The sequence below is a fragment of the Nocardioides candidus genome, assembly GCF_041321175.1.
GTDB lineage: Bacteria > Actinomycetota > Actinomycetes > Propionibacteriales > Nocardioidaceae > Nocardioides.
In genome coordinates, this window is sequence record NZ_JBGGWC010000001.1 from 594,356 (window position 1) to 614,010 (window position 19,655).

Sequence of the window (19,655 nt, forward strand, 5' to 3'; positions counted from 1 at the left end):
AAGCAGCGTTCACTCTGCCGTGGATGTTCGAAGTCGAATTATCCACATTCTCGGGGGGGTAGAAATGACGGCTCGACGCGCGCGGTCGATGCTCGTCATGGCGCTGGCGATGGCGTTCGTCGTGGTCAGTGGGAGGTTCGGCGCCGTCGTGGCGAGCGAGCCGGCGGATGCGGCGATCGCGACCGGCTGCGCCAATAGCGAGGTCACCGCGCCCGTGCTGGCGAAATCGTGCATCGCGGAATCGTGACCCGACATGCAGAGCCCGGCCGTGGGAGAGCCTCGTTGAGGAATGGTCGAGTGCGTGGGCGAACGGACGGAAGGAGGAAGGAGCCGGGGTGACGGTCGTAGTCGATGACGCGTCGCTGAGGAGAGCGTGGAAGCGCGTCGAAGGCGACTTCTTGTGGGAGTTCGTCCCCGACTCCGAGCGCAGTGACCTCAGCGCAGTGAGCGAGGCGATCGAGGCCGTCAACGCGTTGATTCCCTACGGCACCGGGGCCTGGTGCGCGCCGCCGTTGGTGACCGAGCGCGGCACCGCGGTCGCCGAGCTGTACGCCGATCCGGACTGGGCGGAGGATCGGCGGTGGTTCGACCTGGTCGCGGCCGCGCTTGCCGAGCGGGGTCTCAGCGGCCGCATCGTCGCCGCACGGTCGGCCCGTCTGCCGCTCTGGATCGAGGACCGACGCCGGCGCTTCATCAGCGCGATGGTCGGTCTGCCTGTGGATCCCGCGCATCTTGCCTCACCCGAGCAAGGCTGGGGCCAGCTCGGAGTCAGCCAAGACCTCGTTCAGCGAGTGGCAGGGCTGGCAGCAGCGTGGGCTGGCAGCGGTATCTCGAGGCACTACCTGATTCGGGATCTCTACATCGCGCAGCTCGGGCCTGAGGATCTGGAGGGGCCCGTCGTCCATGCCGCGGTCCGCGAGGGAGCCGCGACCGCAGTATGGATGCCGGCGCGAGGAAAGCGGTTTCATTCCCTGGGGTTCTCGACGCAGGGCAAGGTCGTTCTGCAACTCGGCGCCGATGACGGAGCCTGGGTTGATCAGCTGCAGAGCCTGACCGATCTCCTTCGTGCAGTCGGTGCCCTCGCTGAAGTCGCGTGGTGCGGTCTCGCACCGCCACTGGCGGACTGGGCCTTCGACGCGAGAGACCTGAACGCGCACTTCGCCCAGACCCCTCGGCTGCGAGCCAGGTTCGTGCCCGACGCCCACGGCATCTTCGTGCTGACCCCCGAACACCTGGCCAAGGCGCGGGACCTGTCGGACTGGCGGTTGGAGGAGCTCGGCAACGACCGCACCCTGGTCGTGCACAAGAATCTCGGGGCTTGGTTCGCTCAGAAGGAGCCCGACGTGGAGGTCCTGGAGAAGGCGCGCGCCGACCTCGGGCCGATGATCCTGACGAAGCAGGACGTGCGGGAGCACCGCATCAGTCTCGGTCTCCCGGTGGGGGACCTCCCGAGTGCCGGGGCATCGTGACCCGACATGCAGAGCCCGGCCGTGGGAGAGCCTCGTTGAGGAATGGTCGAGTGCGTGGGCGAACGGACGGAAGGAGGAAGGAGCCGGGGTGACGGTCGTAGTCGATGACGCGTCGCTGAGGAGAGCGTGGAAGCGCGTCGAGGGCGACTTCTTGTGGGAGTTCGTCCCGGACCCGGAGCGCAGCGACCTGAGCGCAGTGGGCGAGGCGATCATGGCCGCCAACGCGTTGATTCCCTACGGCACCGGTGCCTGGTGTGCGCCGCCGTTGGTGACCGAGCGCGGCACCGCGGTCGCCGAGATGTACGCCGAGCCGGACTGGGCGGAGGATCGGCGCTGGTTCGACATGGCTGCGGCCGCGCTTGCTGAGCGGGGTCTCAGCGGCCGCATCGTTGCCGCACGGTCGGCGCGTCTGCCGCTCTGGATCGAGGACCGACGCCGGCGCTTCATCAGCGCGATGGTTGGTCTGCCTGTGGATCCCGCGCATCTTGTCTCACCCGATCAAGGCCGGGGTCAGCTCGGAGTCAGCAAGGAGCTCGTTGAGCGAGTGGCAGGGCTGGCAGCAGCGTGGGCTGGCAGCGGCATCTCGAGGCACTACCTGATTCGGGATCTCTACATCGCGCGGCTCGGGCCTGAGGATCTGGTGGAGCCAGTCGTTCATGCCGCGGTCCGCGAGGGAGCCGCGACCACCGTGTGGATGCCGGAGAGAGGAAAGCGGTTTCATTCCCTGGGGTTCTCCACGCAAGGGACTGTGGTCGCCCAGGTTGGCGCGGATGACCTGGGTTGGTGCGATCAGTTGCAGGACCTACAAGGTCTGGTCCGGGCACTCGGCCCGGTCGCGGACGTTGCGTGGCTCCGCCCGGCGCCGCCCCTGTCGGATTGGCGGATCTCTCCTCAAGGGCTGTCTGGCAATTTCACCCAGTTCCCCCAGCTCCGGACGAGCTTCGTACCCGACGCCCACGGCATCTTCGTGCTGACCCCCGAACACCTGGCCAAGGCGCGGGACCTGTCGGACTGGCAGTTGGAGGAGCTCGGCAACGACCGCACCCTGGTCGTGCACAAGGACCCCGGGGCCTGGTTCGCTCAGAAGGAGCCCGACGTGGAGGTCCTGGCGAAGGCGCGCGCCGATCTCGGGCCGATGATCCTGACGAAGCAGGACGTGCGGGAGCACCGCATCAGTCTCGGTCTCCCGGTGGGGAACCGCCCGAGCTCCGGGGCTTAGCCAGCCTGGCCGCTCTGGCCACGGTGCTCCGTAGGCCTCTCTCGCCAACCCGACGGCCCTTGACGCGAAGGACCGTGCCGACCTAGGGCCGATGATGCTGGCCAAGGAGGGCGTGCGGGAGCACCGGATCAGTCTTCGCCTTCCTGGGTGACGCCGTTCTCGTTCGCGTGCTTCGACAGTGCCGCCAGCACGACGTCGACGCCGGAGAGGATCTTGGCCTCGTCGTAGGGCGCCGGGTCGATCACGTTGACGTTCTGGATCAGGTCGCCGTTCTCGACGAAGCCGGTGACGTAGAGCTGCTTCTTGACGACGTCGACCACGACCCGCGCGGAGTCGGCGCCTTTGATCGTGGGTTCGGTGACCGATGCGTCGTCGGGCTGGCCCATCGTCTTCCAGGCCTCGGCGAGCGTGCCCTGGAAGAGCGAGTAGCTGGAGGTCACCACCGCGTCCCCCGACTTCTCCGCCGGCTTGAACCGGCACTCGGGTGCGGTGTCGGTGCCGTGCTGCTCGGTCGTGCGGGAGCCGAACGCCTGCTGGATGAGCGACGCGTCGAGCGCGTCGCACGGGTTCCACAGTGCCGGTGACTCGGTGGGAAGGTCCGGCTTCGCGCCGAGCTCGTCGTCCCCGCCGCACCCGGCGAGGAGCAGCGCGAGCGCGGCTCCTCCGGCCAGACCCGTGGTCAGTCCCGCGATCGACCTATGCATCCATCTTCTCCGTCCCGGGCAGCTTGAGCACCAGGCGTGCCCCACCGCCCACGTTCTCCGTCGCCTGGACCGTCCCGGCGTGCCGTTCGGCGACCCGGCGCACGATCGCCAGCCCGAGCCCCGACCCCGGCAGCGTCCGCGACGTCGCGGACCGCCAGAACCGGTCGAAGATGCGCGCCCGCTCGTCCTCCGGGATGCCGGGCCCCTGGTCGTCGACGGTGAGTACGCCGTCCGACAGCCGCACGGTCACCAACCCGCCGTCGGGGCTCCACTTCGCGGCGTTGTCGAGCAGGTTCGTCACGGCCCTTTCGAGAGCGGGCGCCTCGCCGACCACCCACCAGGGGCGGGTGAACACCTCGAATGTCACGGAGGGGGCGCGCCGCCGTACGCGCTGGACCGCGTGGTCGACGACGTCGGCCAGGTCGACCGCCTCCACCGTGGGCGCGACCGGCTCGTCGCGCGCCAGCTCGGTGAGGTCGCCGATCAGGGTGGTGAGCTCCTCGATCTGCGCGCGGATGTCCTCCATCAGCTCCTCGCGCGCCTTCGGCGGGATGGAGGAGAGGTCGCCGGACATCGTGAGCAGGTCGATGTTGGTGCGCAGCGAGGTCAACGGCGTGCGCAGCTCGTGGCTCGCGTCCGCGACGAGCTGGCGTTGACGGACCCGCGACGCGTCGAGCGCGATGAGCATCTGGTTGAAGGCGGTCGCCAGTCGCGCGACCTCGTCGTCACCCTCCACCGGGAGGACCGTGAGGTCCTCGGTGCGTGCGATGCGTTCGACCGACGACGTCAACCGCCGCACGGGCCGCAGGCCGTTGCTCGCGACGAGCCACCCGGCCATGCCCGCGGCGAGCACGCCGATCCCGCCGAAGGCGATCGTGACCCAGCCCAGGCGCCGCAGGATCCGGTCCTGGTCGTCGAGGGACTGTGCGATGACGAGGGCGTAGCCGTCGGACTGGGTCGGCACGGCGGCCACCCGGTAGCGGTCGCCGTCGATCTCGATGGTGCGGATGCTGGAGTCGCTCTCACCGCGGGCGACGGCGAGCTCGGGGGGACCGAGCTCGATGTCGGGCCCGGTGTCGAGGACGCGTCCGTTGCCCTCCGCCGAGAGGAAGGCGATCCGCACGTCGGCGGCACCCAGCGCCCACGGCGGGATGTTGGACTCGAAGACGACCTCGGTCTTGGCGGCGTAGTGCGCGCGCTCGAGCAGCGAGTTGTCGAGGCTGTGCTGCATCTGGATGCGGGTGGTGACGTAGGCCGTGATCGCGACGAGCGCCACCGCCAGGCCGACGGTCAGCATGGTCAGCAGGATCACCCGGCTGGCCAACGAGCGCCGGTAGTGCCACTTGCCGTCGGGGCCGGGGCCGACCGCGAGGCCCTGACCGGCCCAGAACGTGCTCATTCCTTGAGCACGTAGCCCACGCCACGCACCGTGTGGATCAGCCGGGCCTCCTCGGCCAGCTCGGTCTTGCGGCGCAGGTAGCCGACGTAGACCTCGAGGGAGTTGGCGGTCGTCGGGAAGTCGTAGCCCCAGACCTCCTCGAGGATGAAGCTGCGCTCGAGCACCCGGCGCGGCCGCCGCAGGAACATCTCCAACAGCGTGAACTCCGTGCGCGTCAGCTCGATCGAGCGGCCGGCGCGGGTCACCTCGCGGGTGGCGACGTTCATGGTGAGGTCGGAGAAGGAGAGCACCTCCTCCTCGTCGCCGTCCTCGTGGGTGGTGACCCGGCGCAGCAGCGCGCGCAGCCGCGCGAGCAGCTCCTGCAGGGCGAACGGCTTGGTCAGGTAGTCGTCGGCGCCGGCGTCGAGACCCTCGACCCGGTCGCCCACGGCGTCGCGTGCGGTGAGCACGAGGATCGGCACGTCGTTGCCGGCAGCCCGCAGCGCACGGGTGGCATCGAGCCCGTCGAGCCGCGGCATCATCACGTCCATCACGACGACGTCGGGCAGCACCGAGCCGATCCCGGCGAGCGCCTCGGCCCCGTCGCCGGCCAGGTGCACGTCGTAGCCGTTGAACTCCAGGGACCTCCTCAACGACTCCCGCACCGCGCGGTCGTCGTCGACGACGAGGACACGCGGCGGGTGCGGGGGACGCTGGGACACGCCCCCATGATGCCCAACCCGGCTGAGCGCCGCCTGAGAAGGGGCCCGCCGGGCCGCGCGATGCGGGCCGTGCGCCTACACGAACCGCGAGGCGATCTTGGCCGCCCGGGCGCCGTACCCGCCACCGAAGAGGCAGGCGTGCACGACGAGGGGGAAGAGCTGGTGGATCCCGAGACGGTCCTGCCAGTCGTCGGCGAGCGGCGCGACCTCCTCGTAGGCGGCGATTACGTGCTGGAGCTGGGGAAGGCCGAAGAGGGTGAGCATCGCGAGGTCGACCTCGCGGTGGCCGCCGTAGGCCGCCGGGTCGATCACCACGACCCGCTCGTCCTGGGCCCAGAGCACGTTGCCGTTCCAGAGGTCGCCGTGCAGCCGCGCGGGCGGCTCGTCGGGCACCAGCTCGCCGACCCGAGCGGCGGCGCGCTCGATGAGGTCGGCATCGGCCGCCTCGACGAGGCCCTTGTCGCGCGCGACCCGCAGGTAGGGCGCGATCCGCCGCTCGGCGTAGAACTCGGCCCACGTCGGCAGCGGTTGGTTGTTGAGGGGCAGCCGTCCGATGTAGCCGTCCGTCTCGCCGCCGTACGACGGCGCACCGGCACGGTGCGTGCGCGCGAGCGCCCGCCCGAAGCCCGCGGCCGCGTCCTGGCCGGGGCGGCTGGTCTCGACCCACGACAGGATCAGGCAGTCGGAGTCGACGGCCAGCACCTCGGGGGTGGCGACGCCGTCGTCGACGCCGGCCAGCCAGGCGAGCCCGGCCGCCTCGTGCTCGAAGAACGCGGGGGGCGCCTGGGGGAGGGTCTTGAGGAAGGCGGTGCGCCCGCTGGAGAGGCGCAGCTTGACCGCGTTGCAGACGTCGCCGCCCGCCACCGGCGCGGTCGAGATCACCGAGGAGCCGAGCAGCTGCTCCGCCCGTCCTGCGACCGCCGGTTGCCGCGCCACGTCACATGCTCCTGACCGACTCGCTAGGCCTGGCCCTTGAGGGCGCGCGGGATCTCGCGGCCCTGCTCGATCGCGCGCTCGGGCGCCTTGACCTGCTTGAGCTTCTTGATGCCGAGGAGGATCAGCAGCACCGAGATGAGCAGCCAGAAGCCGGCCACGATCAGGAAGGCCCAGTGCAGGCTGAGACCGTCGCCGTTCCAGTTGATGAAGTAGGCGGCGGCGACCGACAGGATGATCACGAACAGCACGAGGAAGAACGCCGCGGCGAGCAGGAACACCGTGCCCATGCCACCGGCGGTAACGCTCACCTTCAGCTCGGACTTCGCGAGCTGGATCTCCTTGCGCATCAGCGTGGAGAAGTCGGTCTGGGCGTCCTTGATCAGGCGCCCGATCGTGGGCTCTTCGTTGCGGGGTGTCTCGATGGCCATCTTGACGTGGAGTTCCTCTGGACGAGAGTCGGTCACGGGTCGAGGTCGTCCGCGGCAGTGGGACGGCCTCTCCGGGCGACCTTACAGAACTGCGACCCACCGCGCCGCTCCGCTCTCGTCCCCGGGCTCACCCCGCCTCGGCCTCGAACCGCTCCGAGAGGGCGTAGCGCAGCAGCACGACGTCACCGATGGGCCGGGTCTCGACCAGTCGCGCCCGGTGGTCGGGGCACCACGGGAAGCGCCCGTCGTCCACGAACCGTCGGGCCCTGGAGTCACCGACGAAGAACGGCGCGACGACCAGCTGCAGCTCGTCGGCGAGCCCGTGGGTGAGGTACTGCGTGTGCATGGTGCCGCCGCCCTCGACCATCAACCGCCGCACGCCGCGGCGGTGGAGGTCCGCGCCGATCAGGCCGAGCCGGCGCGGCGCACGGCCGGCATCGACCACGGTGGCCACCCCTGCCAGCCTGGCGGACGTCGCGGCGGCGACGTCGGAGCCGGCGTACACGATCTTCTCGGTGGCGCCGGTCGTGAAGAAGCTGCACCGAGGGTCGAGGTCTCCGCGCGCGGTGACCGTCACCTTGGCCGGGGAGTCGGGCAGGCCGGCGGCCGCGCGGGCGGCGCGCCGCTGCGCAGCGCGCACGAGCAGCCGGGGGTTGTCCTTCCGGACGGTCGCGGCGCCCACCAGGATCGCGTCGCAGCCGGCGCGCACCTCATCGACCCGGTCGAAGTCGGCCTCGTTGGAGAGCAGCAGGCGCTCGTCGGTCGCGCCGCCCAGGTAGCCGTCGAGCGACATGCTGCAGCTGAGCAGGGTGTAGGGACGCTCAGGCATGCGCAGCCACCTCCGTCCGCCGGGGCTCCCGGTCCGACGCGCCCATCAGCGTCACGAGCCCCGGCAGGGTCGCCAGCAACGAGACGACGCCGAAGACCACCGCCACGCTCACGCCGGTCGCGGCGCCGAGCCCGGCCTGCGCGAAGAGCCACGCGGCCACGCCCTCCCGCGGCCCCCACCCGGCGAGGGAGAGCGGCACCGCGGAGGCCAGCAGCACCGCGAGCGCGAGGGCGACCAGGGCGGCCGCGCCGAGGTCGACGCCCACCGCCCGCGCGGCCACCACGAACACGGCCACGTGCCCGGTCGCGACCAGCACGGACGCGAGCACCACGCGCCGGCCCAGCCACACCAGCAGCACGGCGGCCGACACCGCTGCCGCCGGCAGCGCCCAGAGCGCCCGGCTCCCGGGGCTCGACCCGAGGCCGAGGCCGACCGGCAGCCAGGGCAGTGCGGCGAGCGCCATGGCTGCCTGGACCGCCTGCCCGGCGGCGCGGTCCCACACGACCGACCCGAGTCCGCGGACCGCGGACCCGGTCGTGCGGCCGTGGTCGACCGCGCGGTGGACGTCGCCGAGCACGCCGCCCGGCAGGGTCGCGTTGAGCAGCTGCGAGCGGTAGTAGCGGTGGTAGGCGACGTCGACGGGGATCGGCACCCCGAGCCGGGTCGAGAGCAGGCTCCAGCGCCATGCGCAGCACGCGGTCGTCAGCGCCGTGACGACCAGCGCGACGAGGACGGCCGTCCACGACGTGCGCCGCAGTCCTTCCACGAACGGCCCCGCGCCGACGGCCACCAGCAGCAGCGCCAGGACCAGCACGCCCCCGAGCAGCCGCAGCCTCGCCCACGTGCGCTCGCTCATCGCAGCACCACCTCGAGGTCGCGCGCGGTGTCGGCCCACGACCGCAAGGAGGTACGGCGACCCGCCGCTGCCGCGCGGAGCTCCTCGCGGGCGGAGGCGTCGGTGAGCCAGCGACGCAGCTCGGCGGCCAGGGCGTCGGGGTCGTCGGACGGCACCAGCACCCCGCCGGCACCGACTGCCTCGACCGTCCCGCCGACGGCCGTGGCGAGCACCGGCACGCCGTGGGCGAGCGCCTCGGTGGCCGCCATGCCGTAGGCCTCGTGGCGGGCGCCCGAGACGAGGAGGTCGGCCTCCTCGTAGGGCGGGGCGGGCAGCGGACCGGCGAAGGTCACCCGCTCTGCGGCGGGGCTGCGGCGAAGCGCCTCGACGAAGGAGGGCTCGAGGTCCAGCGCGCCCGCCACCACGCAGGTCCACGCGAGGTCGGCGACCCGCTCGAGCGCGGCCAGCACGACGTCGTACCCCTTGAGGCGGGTGACGGCACCGACGCAGAGCAGGCGCTCGCCGGCCGACGACGCCGTGGTCGACGGCGACGGGTCCACCCCGGGCCGGGCCACCATGACGTGCGAGGGGTCGAGGCCGTAGTGCGTGACCACCCACTCCCGCGTCCAGTAGCTCGTCGTGACGATCTCGGCGGCCGCGTGCAGGAGGGCGCGCTCGGCGGTGCGCCAGCCGGGCTGGGACTGCGCGAAGGGCATGTGCAGCAGCACCACCGCGCCGCGGTAGCGGTCCGGCTCCCTCAGCCCGACGAGGGCGTCCACGACGACCACCCCTCCGTCCGCGACGTCTCGCGGGTGCTCGTGCTGCTCGGTCACCGTCCACCCGCGCTCGCGCAGCGCGCCGATCACCTTGCGGTCGTAGCGGTTGCCGCCGCTCGGCCGCGCCGGGTCGTCGACGTCGGGTGGCAGCACGAAGCGGAGTGTCGTCACAGGCGCCTCTCGTAGCTGGCCCACGCGACGTGCGACTCGCGCAGCGTCACCTCGATGCCGTCGAGCCCCTCCGCCGGACGCCCGAGCCGCCCGGCGTGTGCGCGCTCGGCGAGCCGGTCGGCGACGAGTCGCGCGAGCACCTCGGTCGTGGTGACCACGCCCGCGAGCTCGTCGTGGTCGTCGAGGTTGCGGTAGGTCAGGTCCGCGAGCACGGCCTTCAGCTCCTCGGTCGCCCGCCCGATGTCCACCACGATCCCGTCGGCGTCGACGTCGGTGGCGCGGAAGGTCGCGTCGACGACGTACGTCGCCCCGTGCAGCCGTTGCGCCGGTCCGAACACCTCTCCCGGCAGGCTGTGGGCGACCATCATGTGGTCGCGCACGGTCACGCGGTAGGTCACAGCGGGCCTCCCTGGTAGTCGATCGCGTGGCAGAGCGCGTAGGCCCCGTCGGCCAGCGACGCCATCACCTCGGGCAGCGCGGTGAACGGTGAGGTGCCCGTCAGCAGGGCGTCGAAGGCGTCGTCGGCCAACAGGTCCAGCGCCAGCGCCAGCCGCTCGGAGTGCGTACGGCGGCCACGCATCGCCGGCGCGACCATGCCCACCTGGCTGGCGCGGATCGTCAGCCGCCGGGAGTGGAAGGCGCCGCCGAGGTCGAGCGTGACCGGCCGGTCGCCGTACCAGCTGACCTCGAGGACCGTGCCCTCCGTCGCGAGCAGGTCGAGCGAGGTCTGCAGGCCGGTCGAGGTGGCCGATGCGTGCACCACGAGGTCGAGCTCGCCGGACGCCTCGTCGGGCGCGACGAGGTCGACCCCGAGCTCCTTGGCGACGACCGTCCGCGCGGGGTCGACGTCGACCAGGACCACCTGCACGCCAGGGGTGCGGACGAGCAGCCGCGCGATCGCGCAGCCGACCATCCCCGCGCCGACCACGGCGATCCGCTGACCGGTCAGGGGACCGGCGTCCCACAGCGCGTTGACGGCGGTCTCGACCGTCCCCGCGAGCACCGCGCGTCCGGTCGGCACCGCATCGGGCACCGGCACCACGGCATCGGCGGGGACGACGTACGCCGTCTGGTGCGGGAAGAGGCAGAACACCCGCCGGCCCTCGAGGTCGGGTGGGCCCTGCTCGACGATGCCGACGTTGAGGTAGCCGTACTTCACCGGCTCGGGGAGGTCGCCCTCCTGGAAGGGCGCGCGCATGGCGCGGCGCTGGTCGGCCGGCACACCGCCGCGGAAGACCAGCGTCTCGGTGCCACGGCTGATGCCGGTGCGCAGCGTGCGCACGAGGACCTCGCCGGGCCCGGGGGCGGGCAGGGCCACCGGGCGGATCTCGCCGTGGCCGGGCCCGGTCACCCAGAAAGCCTGTGCCTCGAGCACGAGCGCCTCCTCTCCGGTGAACCGCAGCGGCCCGTGTGACGTAGGACCGATATTCCTACACACGGAGGTGCGGTGGCACGGGTTCACCCGGTCGCGAAGGTCCCGGCGGCACCGGCGGCGCGCCTGGCCCCGGGACCGCTGGTCGCCCTCGCCCTGGTGGCCGCCGTGCTGGCCGCGCTCGACGCCTCGGTCGGGCTCGGACCGGTCGGCTGGGGGGTCGGCCTCCTCTGCGGAGCGGTGGGCTCCAGCCTGGTCGCCGGCGCCCTCGCGCGCCACCGGGCGCGCGGCATCGGCCCGGCCGGCTGGATCACCAGCGCCCGCGCCGCGCTGGCCTGTGGTGTCGCGGGGCTGACGGCGGAGGGCTACCTCGGGGACGCCGCCACCGCGGCGGTCGTCGTGCTCGCATCCGTCGGCCTGGCGCTCGACGGGGTCGACGGCCAGGTCGCCCGCCGCACCGGTACGGCCTCGGCGCTCGGCGCCCGCTTCGACATGGAGGTCGACGCCTTCCTCATCGCCGTGCTCAGCGTCGCGGCCGCGCCGGTCGTCGGCGCGTGGGTGCTCGCGATCGGTGCCATGCGCTACGTGTACGTCGTCGCCACCCGGGCCCTCCCGTGGCTGCGCCGGCCGCTGCCGCCGCGCTACTCGGCGAAGGTCGTCGCCGTCCTGCAGGCCGTGGTCCTCATCGTCGTGGTGAGCGAGACGCTGCCGCTCGCCGCGGCCCGCACCGGTGCGGCGATCGCCCTCGCGCTCCTCGTCCACTCCTTCGGCCGCGACGTGGTGGTCCTGTGGCGCCGCCGAAGGGAGCCGCTAGCTGTGGAGGTGCCGTTGACCGGGCCGCTGGTCCCCGTCGGCTACGTCACGGCTGCCGCGCTGGTCTCGCTGTGGCTCGCGCTGGCGCTGCCCGACCCGGCCGAGGACCTGTCGATCGGCGACCTCGTGCGGATCCCGGCAGAGGGACTGCTGCTGGTCGCCGCCGCGCTCGTGCTGCCGCCCGTCGTCCGGCGCTGGGGAGCCGCACTGTTCGGCGTCGTCGCAGGCGTCCTCGTGGTGCTCCGGGTGCTCGACACCGGCTTCGACCTCGTGCTCGACCGGCGGTTCGACCCGCTGGCGGACTGGACCTACCTCGACTCCGGTGTCGGCGTCCTCGGCGACTCCATCGGCGCCGGGGCTGCGCACCTGGTCGTGGTCGGGGTGGTCGTTGCGGTGGTCGCGGTCGTCGTCGGCCTCGGCCTCGCCGCCGCGCGAGTGGCGCGGGCCGCCGCCGACCACCGGCGCGCCTCGCTGCGCAGCCTCGGGGTGCTGGGCACGGTCTGGGTGCTCGCCGCCGTCGCGGGCCTGCACGTCGCGGGCGGCGCGCCGCTCGCCGCGGTCAGCGCGGCCGGCCTCGCGGTGGACACCGTCGACCAGGTCCGGGCGGGCATCGCCGACGAGGGGGAGTTCGCCGACGAGATCGGCACCGACGCGTTCGCCGACGTGCCCGCCGACCGCCTCCTCACCCGGCTCCGCGGCAAGGACGTGCTGGTGGTCTTCGTCGAGAGCTACGGCCGTACGGCGACCCGCGGGTCGTCGTACGCCCCTGGTGTGGACGCCGTCCTCCGCGAGGGGACCCGGCAGCTCGACGCGGCGGGCTACCGCTCGCAGTCGGCCTACCTGACCTCGCCGACCTTCGGCGCGGGCAGCTGGCTGGCGCACGCCACCACGCAGTCGGGCCTGTGGGTCGACAGCGAACGGCGCTACCAACAGCTCCAGGACAGCGACCGGCTCACCCTCACCCGCGCCTTCGGCCGCGCCGGCTGGCGCACCGTCTTCGACGTCCCGGCCAACACCCGCGACTGGCCGGAGGGCGCGGACTTCTACGGCTACGACCAGCTCTACGACTCCCGCAACGTCGGCTACGCGGGGCCCGCGTTCGGCTACGCGCCGGTGCCGGACCAGTACACGCTCGACTTCTTCCGCCGCACCGAGCTCGCCGCCGCCGACCGCAAGCCGGTCTTCGCGGAGATCGACCTGATCTCCAGCCACCACCCCTGGACGCCCTCCCCGCCGCTGGTGCCGTGGGACCGGGTCGGCGACGGCTCGGTCTTCGACGGCACGACCGAGGACGTTTCGGCAGTCGACGAGGCGACCGACCCCGACCTGGTGAAGGAGCTCTACGGCCGCTCGATCCAGTACTCGTGGCAGACGCTGGTCTCCTGGCTCACCACCTATCCCGACCCGGACCGGGTGCTGGTCGTGCTCGGCGACCACGAGCCGCACTCCTACGTCAGCGGCGACGGCGACGGGGAGATCGACCACGACGTGCCGGTCAGCGTGATCACGCAGGACCCCGAGGTCGGTCGGCTCTTCGCCACCTGGCACTGGGACGACGGTCTGCTGCCCACGGCCGACGCGCCGCTCCTGCCGATGTCGGACCTGCGCGACGCCATCCTCACCACGTTCGGGCCGCGCGCCCGCTGAGGCGGCGGCGCCTCAGCGGGTCACCGGTCGAGGCGCAGGACCGGCTCCCCGTCGGCGCCGACGACCTCGACGGTCGCGATGTCGTCGGGGACCGCCGAGCTGGCGCCGGTGACGTGCAACGAGCGGCCCGGGATGGCCTTCCACACCGCGACCTGTTGCGTGTCGCCGTCGGTGGTCGTCACGACCAGCGTGTAGGCGTAGGCGGCATGACCGCCGTACGGGCTGTCGTACTCGCAGTCGAGGTCGAGCCGGGTGCCCCAGTCGACCTCGGTGAGCGAGACCCAACCGGTCGACGAGCCGTGCCCGACGGGCATCAGGCGCAGCCGTTCGGCGGTCGGTGCGGGCGCCGCGGTGGAGGTGCGGTCGCCGTCGCCGTTGCCGTCGGTCAGGACGCTCGCGGCGGCCGCGGACCCCGCGCCGACCACGACGACCGCCGCAGCGGCCGCGAGGAGGGTCCGCCGGGTCCGTCGGCGCTGGTCGTGCCGGGTGGCCGCGACCAGCGACGGCAGCAACGTGGGCGGCACCGCGGAGGTCTTCGGCGGCGACTCGAGCACGTCGACCGGCACCCGCGAGAGCAGACCGGGCAGGCCGGCCAGCTCGCGTACGGCGCGCGCGCAGTCCTTGCACGTCGTCAGGTGCCGCTCGAAGTCGGTGCGCTCGGCCGGGGAGAGCGAGCCCAGGACGTAGGCGGCGTCCCACTCGTGGCGGTCGCAGCTCATCGGGTCACCCCCAGCTCCTCGAGCGCCAGTCGCAACGAGCGGAGCGCGTAGTGGGTGCGGGACTTCACCGTGCCCTCGGGCACGCCGAGCCGTCGGGACGCCTCGGCGACCGAGCGCCCGCGGTAGTAGCACTCGAGCAGCACCGCGCGGTGCTCCTCCGAGAGCCGGGTCAGCGCCTCGGCGACGACCCACGACTGCAGGAGCTCGTCGGTGCGGTCCGAGGTCGGGCTGGTGTCGGGGACCTCGTCGGTCGGGAACTCACGGCGGGACCGCTTCGAGCGCCACTCGTCGATCACGATGTTGCGGGCGACGGTGAACAGCCAGGACCGCACCGAGCCGCGCGACTCCTCCAGCACGGACGCGTTGCGCCACGCGCGCAGCAGGGTCTCCTGCGCGACGTCCTCGGCGTGCGCGTGGTCGCTGCCGGTGAGGTGCAGGCAGAACGACCAGAGCGCAGCGGCGTGCTCGTCGTGCAGCTCGCGCATGACGGCGGCCGCGCTGGCCGGGTTGTCGGACATGGCACCTCCCACCACACACACGGACGAGAACGGTCCTCGGTTCAGTCTGCCTCTCCCCGGCACCGATAGGATCGCTCGCAGGTGAGCCGGGAAGTCTGGTCGGCACGTCGTCAGCGACCCCCGACCCGAGCGCAGCGAGGAAGCCCGCCGTGACCGAGACACCTCCCGACCAGCCCCACCAGCCCGACCAGTCCGACGTGGACGGCCGGCAGGGCGACACCGACCGCGCGTCGCTGTGGCGCGCGGGCCCCGTCCTCTCGGCGAGCGGCCGGCCCCTGGCCCGCTACCTCGCCCGTCCGCTGCGCGAGTTCCTGCGGATCGAGTCCGCCAGCTCGTTCCTGCTGCTGGGGGCCGCCGTCACGGCGCTGGTCTGGGCGAACTCGGGGTGGTCGTCGTCGTACGAGGATCTCTGGCACCTCCGCCTCGACCTCCGACTCGGATCGTTCGAGCTCGGCGGCACGCTCCACCACTGGGTCAACGACGCGCTGATGGTGGTCTTCTTCTTCGTCGTCGGGCTGGAGATCAAGTACGAGCTGGCGAGTGGCGAGCTGCGGGACCCGCGGGCCGCGGCACTGCCGATCGTCGCGGCCGCCGGCGGGATGGTGGTGCCGGCCGGCATCTACGCGCTCGTGGCCGCGGGGGGCGACGGGGCCGCGGGGTGGGGGATCCCGATGGCCACCGACATCGCCTTCGCGGTCGGGGTGCTCGGGGTGCTCGGGCGCCGCATCCCGTCGGCGGCCCGGCTCTTCCTGCTGACGCTCGCGATCGTCGACGACATCGGGGCGATCATCGTGATCGCCGTCTTCTACACCGACGACCTCGACCTGGTCTGGCTCGCGGTCGCGGCGGGGCTCGTCGCTGTCGTGGTCGGGATGCGGCTGCTGCGGGTGTGGGCGATACCGGCCTACCTCGTCGTCGGTGTCGGGATCTGGTACGCCGTCCTCGAGTCCGGGGTGCACGCCACGATCGCAGGCGTGGTGCTCGGGCTGCTGACGCCGGCGGGTGCCCTGCTCGACGAGGAGGTGGCGCGCCGCCATGCGCAGGAGGCGCTCGCGGACAACCTGCTCGACCCGGACGAGGTCCACCGGCTGCGGTTCCTCGTGGCGGAGTCGGTGCCCGTGGTGGAGCGACTGCAGCACCACCTGCACCCGCTGTCGGCCTACGTCGTGCTCCCGGTCTTCGCCCTCGCCAACGCGGGGGTGCACCTCGGGACCGACGCCTTCGACGCCGGCGCGTCGACCGCTGTCGCCCTCGGCGTCGCCGCCGGCCTGGTCATCGGCAAGCCGCTCGGGATCTTCCTCGCCTGCCAGGTCGCCGTGCGCACCAGGCTCGCCCGGCTGCCCGACGGGGTCGGCTGGTCCCAGCTCGCCGGGATCGGCGCGGTCGCCGGGATCGGCTTCACCGTCTCGCTCTTCATCGCCGGCCTGTCGTTCGACGACCCCGCGCTCACCGAGGCGGCCAAGCTCGGCACGCTCGGCGGGTCGCTGGTCGCCGCCGTGGTCGGGATCGGTCTCCTGGTCAGCCTGCAGGGCGGCGCGCGGGGCGACCGTTTCCCACGGGATGTGGCCGAGTGAGACCGACCCGCCCCCTCAGTCCTCGCCCTTGCCGGCGTCGATCCCGGACGAGATCAGCTCCATCACGGAGCTGTCGGCGAGGGTCGTGACATCCCCGACCTCGCGGTGCTCGGCGACGTCGCGGAGGAGGCGGCGCATGATCTTGCCCGAGCGGGTCTTGGGCAGCTCGGGGACGATCATGATCTGGCGCGGGGTGGCGATCGGGCCGATCTCCTTGCGCACGTGCTGGCGCAGCTCCTGGACGATGTCGGCACCGCCGTCGCCGGCGGTCTCGCGCAGGATCACGAACGCGCAGACGGCCTGGCCGGTGTCGTCGTCCTTGGCGCCGACGACCGCGGCCTCGGCGACCTTCGGGTGGGACACCAGCGCCGACTCGATCTCGGTGGTGGAGAGCCGGTGGCCGGAGACGTTCATGACGTCGTCGACGCGGCCGAGCACCCAGATGTCGCCGTCGGTGTCCTTCTTGGCGCCGTCGCCCGCGAAGTAGAAGCCCTGCGACCTGAAGCGCGACCAGTACGTGTCGACGTAGCGGTCGTCGTCGCCCCACAGCGTGCGCAGCATCGAGGGCCACGGCTGGGTGACGACGAGGTAGCCGCCCGACCCGTCGGGCACCGACTTGCCGTCGTCGTCGACCACGTCGGCGGCGATGCCGGGGATCGCGGTCATCGCCGAGCCCGGCTTGCCCGCGGTCACGCCCGGCAGGGGGCTGATCATGATCGCGCCGGTCTCGGTCTGCCACCAGGTGTCCACCACGGGGGTGCGGTCGCCACCGATGACGTGGCGGTACCAGACGTAGGCCTCCGGGTTGATCGGCTCCCCGACCGAGCCCAGGATCCGCAGCGACGACATGTCGGAGCGGTCGGGCACCTCGTTGCCCTGCTTCATGAAGGACCGGATCGCGGTGGGGGCGGTGTAGAAGATCGTGACGCCGTACTGCTCGACGATCTGCCACCACCGGCCGCGCTCGGGGCTGTCGGGGGTGCCCTCGTAGACGACCTGCGTCACGCCGTTGGCCAGCGGCCCGTAGACGATGTAGGAGTGACCGGTCACCCAGCCGATGTCGGCGGTGCACCAGTAGACGTCGGTCTCGGGCTTGAGGTCGAAGACCGCGTGGTGGGTGTAGGCGGCGCCGGTCAGGTAGCCGCCCGTGGTGTGCAGGATGCCCTTGGGCTTGCCGGTCGAGCCGGACGTGTACATGACGTAGAGGGGGTGCTCGGCGTCGAAGGCCTCGGGGGTGTGCTCGGTCGAGGCGTTGCCGACGACGTCGTGCCACCACACGTCGACGTCGTCGTCCCACCCGTCGTCGCCGAGGTCCTGGCCGGTACGGCGGACGACGAGCACCTTCTCGACGAGGTCGGTCTTGGTGCGGGCCTCGTCGACCGCGGGCTTGAGCGCCGAGGGCGCGCCGCGACGGTAGCCGCCGTCGGAGGTGATGACGACCTTGGCCTGGCAGTCGTCGATGCGGGAGGCCAGCGCGTCGGCGGAGAACCCGCCGAACACCACCGTGTGCGGGGCGCCGATGCGCGCGCAGGCCAGCATCGCCACGATCGCCTCGGGGATCATCGGCATGTAGATCGCGACCCGGTCGCCGGCGGCCACACCGAGCTCGGTCAGGGCGTTGGCGGCCTGCGAGACCTCGTCCTTCAGCTCCGCGTAGGTGATGTCGCGCGTGTCGCCGACGGGCTCGCCCACCCAGTGGATCGCCACCTTGTCGCCGCGGCCGGCCTCGACGTGGCGGTCGACGCAGTTGTACGACGCGTTGAGCGTGCCGCCCGTGAACCACTTGTAGAACGGGGGGTTGCTGTCGTCGAGGACGGTGTCCCACTTCTGCGCCCAGCTGAGCCGCTCGGCCTGCTCGGCCCAGAACGCCGGCCCGTCGGCAGCCGCCTTCTCGTAGGCGTCGGCCTTGACGTTGGCCTCGGCCGCGAGGTCGGCCGGCGGCTCGAACCGCCGGTCCTCCTTGAGCAGGTTGGCAAGGGTCTCTGCGGACGACGAGCTGTCGGTCACGGTCATCTCCTGGGTCCTCGGGATGTCTCAGATCACACTAGGCCGGTCGCGGGAGCGTGACCACGGGTGGGTTGCGGCCGCGCCGCCCGGCATCCCGACGGGTGTATCACGCGGTCCCCGCGGCCCCTCCTCCGTGTGTCACATTCCGACAAGTCACGAGGAGTCCCCATGGACGTCAACCGCTACCTGCTCAGCACGCTGCTCCGGCTGCACCCGGAGGCCTGGGACGCGGTCATCCCGCACAGCATCTTCGTCGCGAAGGGCGTGCGCTTCGGCAAGTCCCTCGTCGAGCTCGCCGCGATCGCGGACCGGATCGGCCAGCCCGTGCGGCCGATGGCCGAGTGGTCCGACACCGGCGACCTTCTCGACGACCTCGGCGACGACTCGGCGATCGCAGCGCTGATCGCCAAGCTCCTGGCCCACCCCGGTCCGGTCGTCGACGACGAGATCAAGCCGCACTGGCGCAACGAGGTGCTCGCCGGCGTCGCCCTCGGCCTGGCCTCCGGCGGCGCCGCGGTCGACAGCAACGCGTTCCTCAGCGAGGTCTTCGCCGCCGCGGTCAGCGGGGTGTCCGCGGTCGACGTGCGTCGTACGGCGGCCTGACCTGCCCTCAGGCCCAGGGGTCCTCACGCGCCCAGACGGTGGGGAAGTGCAGGCGGACGCCGTCCGCCTGCGCGAGCGGTGCGAGCACCCGCATCGTGTGGTCGAGGTCGTCGCCGAGGTAGGGCAGGGCGCGCAGCGGCCGGTCGAGCGGGCGGAAGAAGTCGTCCCAGTGGATGAGGACGACGCGGCGCGCGCCGACGGCCCGGACCGTGTGCTCCCAGTAGGAGCGCAGGTAGCTCTCGTCCTGCTTCCCGAGCTGACCGATGCCGAGGTAGGCGACCTCGGCCCGGTGGCCGTCGAGCGCGCCGGGGACGTAGCCGGCGCTGCCCTGCACGAGCATCCGGTGGCCGCTCGCGTGGGCGACGAGGATGCTCCAGGCCTCGCCGCACCTGTAGGCGGAGGTCCGCGCCGGCGGCCTCACCGGAGCGGTGATCGCGCCGGGGTAGCGGTCGGGCGGGCAGTGCGACGAGACCACGAACGTCAGGGAGTAGGCGCCCGTGACCACCTCGTCGCCGCCCGCCACGACCTGGATCCGGTCGTCGGGAAGTCCGGCGCCGCGGCCGATGTTCGCGGTCGACCCGCCGCCGACGAGGAGCGCCCCGGTGCGGTCCGCGACCACCGCGGAGTCGAGCGCGTGGTCGTAGTGGCTGTGCACGGGGACGACGACGCCGAGGCGGGTGGCACCCGCTCGCTCGAGACAGGCGTCGATCCGGGCGGGGTCGGGGGCGATCCTGCCCAGCCCCACCGAGAGCAGGCCGGGCCGCGAGAAGAACCCGTCGGTCAGCACCTGCGTGCGACCGTCGTCGACGAGAAGCGTCGCGACCCCCAGGAACGTCACCGACAGCGCGCCCTCGGCTCGCGGCACGTCGAAGCGGGACCGGTAGGGCTCGAGGTCGGGTCGAGCGGTGGGCAGGCGCACGCCGCGACGCTAGGCG

At 72.5% G+C, this 19,655-nt stretch carries 20 protein-coding genes; 6 read left to right on the forward strand and 14 right to left on the reverse strand.

Annotated features, from left to right (window positions below; translation table 11 throughout):
• Positions 1–88 precede the first annotated feature (88 nt).
• The 3 genes from ACAX67_RS02905 to ACAX67_RS02915 all read left to right on the forward strand — a co-directional run bounded on the left by ACAX67_RS02905 (position 89) and on the right by ACAX67_RS02915 (position 2,688).
• Positions 89–247 (forward strand): hypothetical protein, encoded by a 159-nt coding sequence (locus ACAX67_RS02905; RefSeq protein WP_370702310.1) that lies wholly within the window; start codon positions 89–91, stop codon positions 245–247.
• Positions 248–335: 88 nt separating this feature from the next.
• The gene (locus ACAX67_RS02910; RefSeq protein ID WP_370702311.1) at positions 336–1,469 is read left to right on the forward strand and encodes a hypothetical protein; all 1,134 of its coding nucleotides are present in this window, start codon (positions 336–338) and stop codon (positions 1,467–1,469) included.
• Between the two features lie 88 nt (positions 1,470–1,557).
• Positions 1,558–2,688 (forward strand): hypothetical protein, encoded by a 1,131-nt coding sequence (locus ACAX67_RS02915; protein WP_370702312.1) that lies wholly within the window; start codon positions 1,558–1,560, stop codon positions 2,686–2,688.
• Between the two features lie 128 nt (positions 2,689–2,816).
• Here the strand turns inward: ACAX67_RS02915 and ACAX67_RS02920 are convergent, their stop codons facing one another.
• The 10 genes from ACAX67_RS02920 to ACAX67_RS02965 form a co-directional block, all read right to left on the reverse strand.
• Positions 2,817–3,392: a hypothetical protein gene (locus ACAX67_RS02920; RefSeq protein ID WP_370702313.1), complete on the reverse strand. Its 576-nt coding sequence runs from the start codon at positions 3,390–3,392 to the stop codon at positions 2,817–2,819.
• Complete coding sequence (locus tag ACAX67_RS02925; RefSeq protein ID WP_370702314.1) at positions 3,385–4,791, reverse strand: HAMP domain-containing sensor histidine kinase; 1,407 nt, start codon at positions 4,789–4,791, stop codon at positions 3,385–3,387. Before ACAX67_RS02925 ends, ACAX67_RS02920 begins: the two co-directional genes overlap by 8 nt.
• Positions 4,788–5,492 (reverse strand): response regulator transcription factor, encoded by a 705-nt coding sequence (locus ACAX67_RS02930; protein ID WP_370702315.1) that lies wholly within the window; start codon positions 5,490–5,492, stop codon positions 4,788–4,790. The genes ACAX67_RS02925 and ACAX67_RS02930 overlap by 4 nt, the downstream gene beginning before the upstream one ends.
• A gap of 75 nt (positions 5,493–5,567) precedes the next feature.
• Positions 5,568–6,428: a fructosamine kinase family protein gene (locus ACAX67_RS02935; protein WP_370702316.1), complete on the reverse strand. Its 861-nt coding sequence runs from the start codon at positions 6,426–6,428 to the stop codon at positions 5,568–5,570.
• A gap of 23 nt (positions 6,429–6,451) precedes the next feature.
• The gene (locus ACAX67_RS02940; RefSeq protein WP_370702317.1) at positions 6,452–6,856 is read right to left on the reverse strand and encodes a phage holin family protein; all 405 of its coding nucleotides are present in this window, start codon (positions 6,854–6,856) and stop codon (positions 6,452–6,454) included.
• A gap of 127 nt (positions 6,857–6,983) precedes the next feature.
• The gene (locus ACAX67_RS02945) at positions 6,984–7,685 is read right to left on the reverse strand and encodes a RibD family protein (RefSeq protein ID WP_370702318.1); all 702 of its coding nucleotides are present in this window, start codon (positions 7,683–7,685) and stop codon (positions 6,984–6,986) included.
• Positions 7,678–8,541 (reverse strand): lysylphosphatidylglycerol synthase domain-containing protein, encoded by an 864-nt coding sequence (locus tag ACAX67_RS02950; protein WP_370702319.1) that lies wholly within the window; start codon positions 8,539–8,541, stop codon positions 7,678–7,680. The genes ACAX67_RS02945 and ACAX67_RS02950 overlap by 8 nt, the downstream gene beginning before the upstream one ends.
• On the reverse strand, positions 8,538–9,467 hold the full coding sequence (locus ACAX67_RS02955) for a glycosyltransferase family 4 protein (protein WP_370702320.1): 930 nt from the start codon (positions 9,465–9,467) through the stop codon (positions 8,538–8,540). The genes ACAX67_RS02950 and ACAX67_RS02955 overlap by 4 nt, the downstream gene beginning before the upstream one ends.
• Positions 9,464–9,865: a 6-pyruvoyl trahydropterin synthase family protein gene (locus ACAX67_RS02960; RefSeq protein ID WP_370702321.1), complete on the reverse strand. Its 402-nt coding sequence runs from the start codon at positions 9,863–9,865 to the stop codon at positions 9,464–9,466. Before ACAX67_RS02960 ends, ACAX67_RS02955 begins: the two co-directional genes overlap by 4 nt.
• Complete coding sequence (locus tag ACAX67_RS02965) at positions 9,862–10,842, reverse strand: 3-hydroxyacyl-CoA dehydrogenase NAD-binding domain-containing protein (protein ID WP_370702322.1); 981 nt, start codon at positions 10,840–10,842, stop codon at positions 9,862–9,864. The genes ACAX67_RS02960 and ACAX67_RS02965 overlap by 4 nt, the downstream gene beginning before the upstream one ends.
• 72 nt (positions 10,843–10,914) lie before the next feature.
• Between ACAX67_RS02965 and ACAX67_RS02970 the strand changes: the two genes are divergently transcribed.
• Positions 10,915–13,299, forward strand: a complete 2,385-nt coding sequence (locus ACAX67_RS02970; RefSeq protein ID WP_370702323.1) for a CDP-alcohol phosphatidyltransferase family protein — start codon at positions 10,915–10,917, stop codon at positions 13,297–13,299.
• A gap of 20 nt (positions 13,300–13,319) precedes the next feature.
• On the opposite strand, the gene ACAX67_RS02975 is transcribed toward ACAX67_RS02970, so the two are convergent.
• Together ACAX67_RS02975 and ACAX67_RS02980 are read right to left on the reverse strand one after the other, a co-directional pair.
• Positions 13,320–14,018, reverse strand: a complete 699-nt coding sequence (locus ACAX67_RS02975; RefSeq protein WP_370702324.1) for an anti-sigma factor family protein — start codon at positions 14,016–14,018, stop codon at positions 13,320–13,322.
• A complete protein-coding gene (locus ACAX67_RS02980; RefSeq protein ID WP_370702325.1) occupies positions 14,015–14,536 on the reverse strand; it encodes a sigma-70 family RNA polymerase sigma factor in 522 nt (173 codons plus the stop codon). The genes ACAX67_RS02975 and ACAX67_RS02980 overlap by 4 nt, the downstream gene beginning before the upstream one ends.
• 149 nt (positions 14,537–14,685) lie before the next feature.
• On the opposite strand from ACAX67_RS02980, the gene nhaA reads away from it, so the two are divergent.
• Positions 14,686–16,110 (forward strand): Na+/H+ antiporter NhaA, encoded by a 1,425-nt coding sequence (gene nhaA, locus ACAX67_RS02985; RefSeq protein ID WP_370702326.1) that lies wholly within the window; start codon positions 14,686–14,688, stop codon positions 16,108–16,110.
• A 15-nt stretch (positions 16,111–16,125) separates the two neighbouring features.
• Here nhaA and acs read toward each other — a convergent pair whose 3' ends face one another.
• A complete protein-coding gene (acs, locus tag ACAX67_RS02990) occupies positions 16,126–18,123 on the reverse strand; it encodes an acetate--CoA ligase (protein WP_370702327.1) in 1,998 nt (665 codons plus the stop codon).
• Positions 18,124–18,285: 162 nt separating this feature from the next.
• Here acs and ACAX67_RS02995 point away from each other — a divergent pair, with 162 nt between their 5' ends.
• Positions 18,286–18,720, forward strand: coding sequence for a hypothetical protein (locus ACAX67_RS02995; RefSeq protein ID WP_370702328.1), 435 nt, complete (start codon positions 18,286–18,288; stop codon positions 18,718–18,720).
• Positions 18,721–18,727: 7 nt separating this feature from the next.
• Here ACAX67_RS02995 and ACAX67_RS03000 read toward each other — a convergent pair whose 3' ends face one another.
• Entirely contained in the window at positions 18,728–19,639 is a 912-nt protein-coding gene (locus ACAX67_RS03000; protein WP_370702329.1) for an MBL fold metallo-hydrolase, read from the reverse strand.
• Between the last annotated feature and the right edge of the window lie 16 nt (positions 19,640–19,655).

What these genes read in the sequence shown, in the direction of transcription:
- ACAX67_RS02995 (WP_370702328.1), top strand. Translation starts at nt 18,286, where the DNA reads ATGGACGTCAACCGCTACCTGCTCAGCACGCTGCTCCGGCTGCACCCG.
- ACAX67_RS02925 (WP_370702314.1), bottom strand. Translation starts at nt 4,791, where the DNA reads ATGAGCACGTTCTGGGCCGGTCAGGGCCTCGCGGTCGGCCCCGGCCCC.
- ACAX67_RS02905 (WP_370702310.1), top strand. Translation starts at nt 89, where the DNA reads ATGCTCGTCATGGCGCTGGCGATGGCGTTCGTCGTGGTCAGTGGGAGG.
- ACAX67_RS02950 (WP_370702319.1), bottom strand. Translation starts at nt 8,541, where the DNA reads ATGAGCGAGCGCACGTGGGCGAGGCTGCGGCTGCTCGGGGGCGTGCTG.
- ACAX67_RS02920 (WP_370702313.1), bottom strand. Translation starts at nt 3,392, where the DNA reads ATGCATAGGTCGATCGCGGGACTGACCACGGGTCTGGCCGGAGGAGCC.
- ACAX67_RS02940 (WP_370702317.1), bottom strand. Translation starts at nt 6,856, where the DNA reads ATGGCCATCGAGACACCCCGCAACGAAGAGCCCACGATCGGGCGCCTG.
- ACAX67_RS02975 (WP_370702324.1), bottom strand. Translation starts at nt 14,018, where the DNA reads ATGAGCTGCGACCGCCACGAGTGGGACGCCGCCTACGTCCTGGGCTCG.
- ACAX67_RS02980 (WP_370702325.1), bottom strand. Translation starts at nt 14,536, where the DNA reads ATGTCCGACAACCCGGCCAGCGCGGCCGCCGTCATGCGCGAGCTGCAC.
- ACAX67_RS02945 (WP_370702318.1), bottom strand. Translation starts at nt 7,685, where the DNA reads ATGCCTGAGCGTCCCTACACCCTGCTCAGCTGCAGCATGTCGCTCGAC.
- acs (WP_370702327.1), bottom strand. Translation starts at nt 18,123, where the DNA reads ATGACCGTGACCGACAGCTCGTCGTCCGCAGAGACCCTTGCCAACCTG.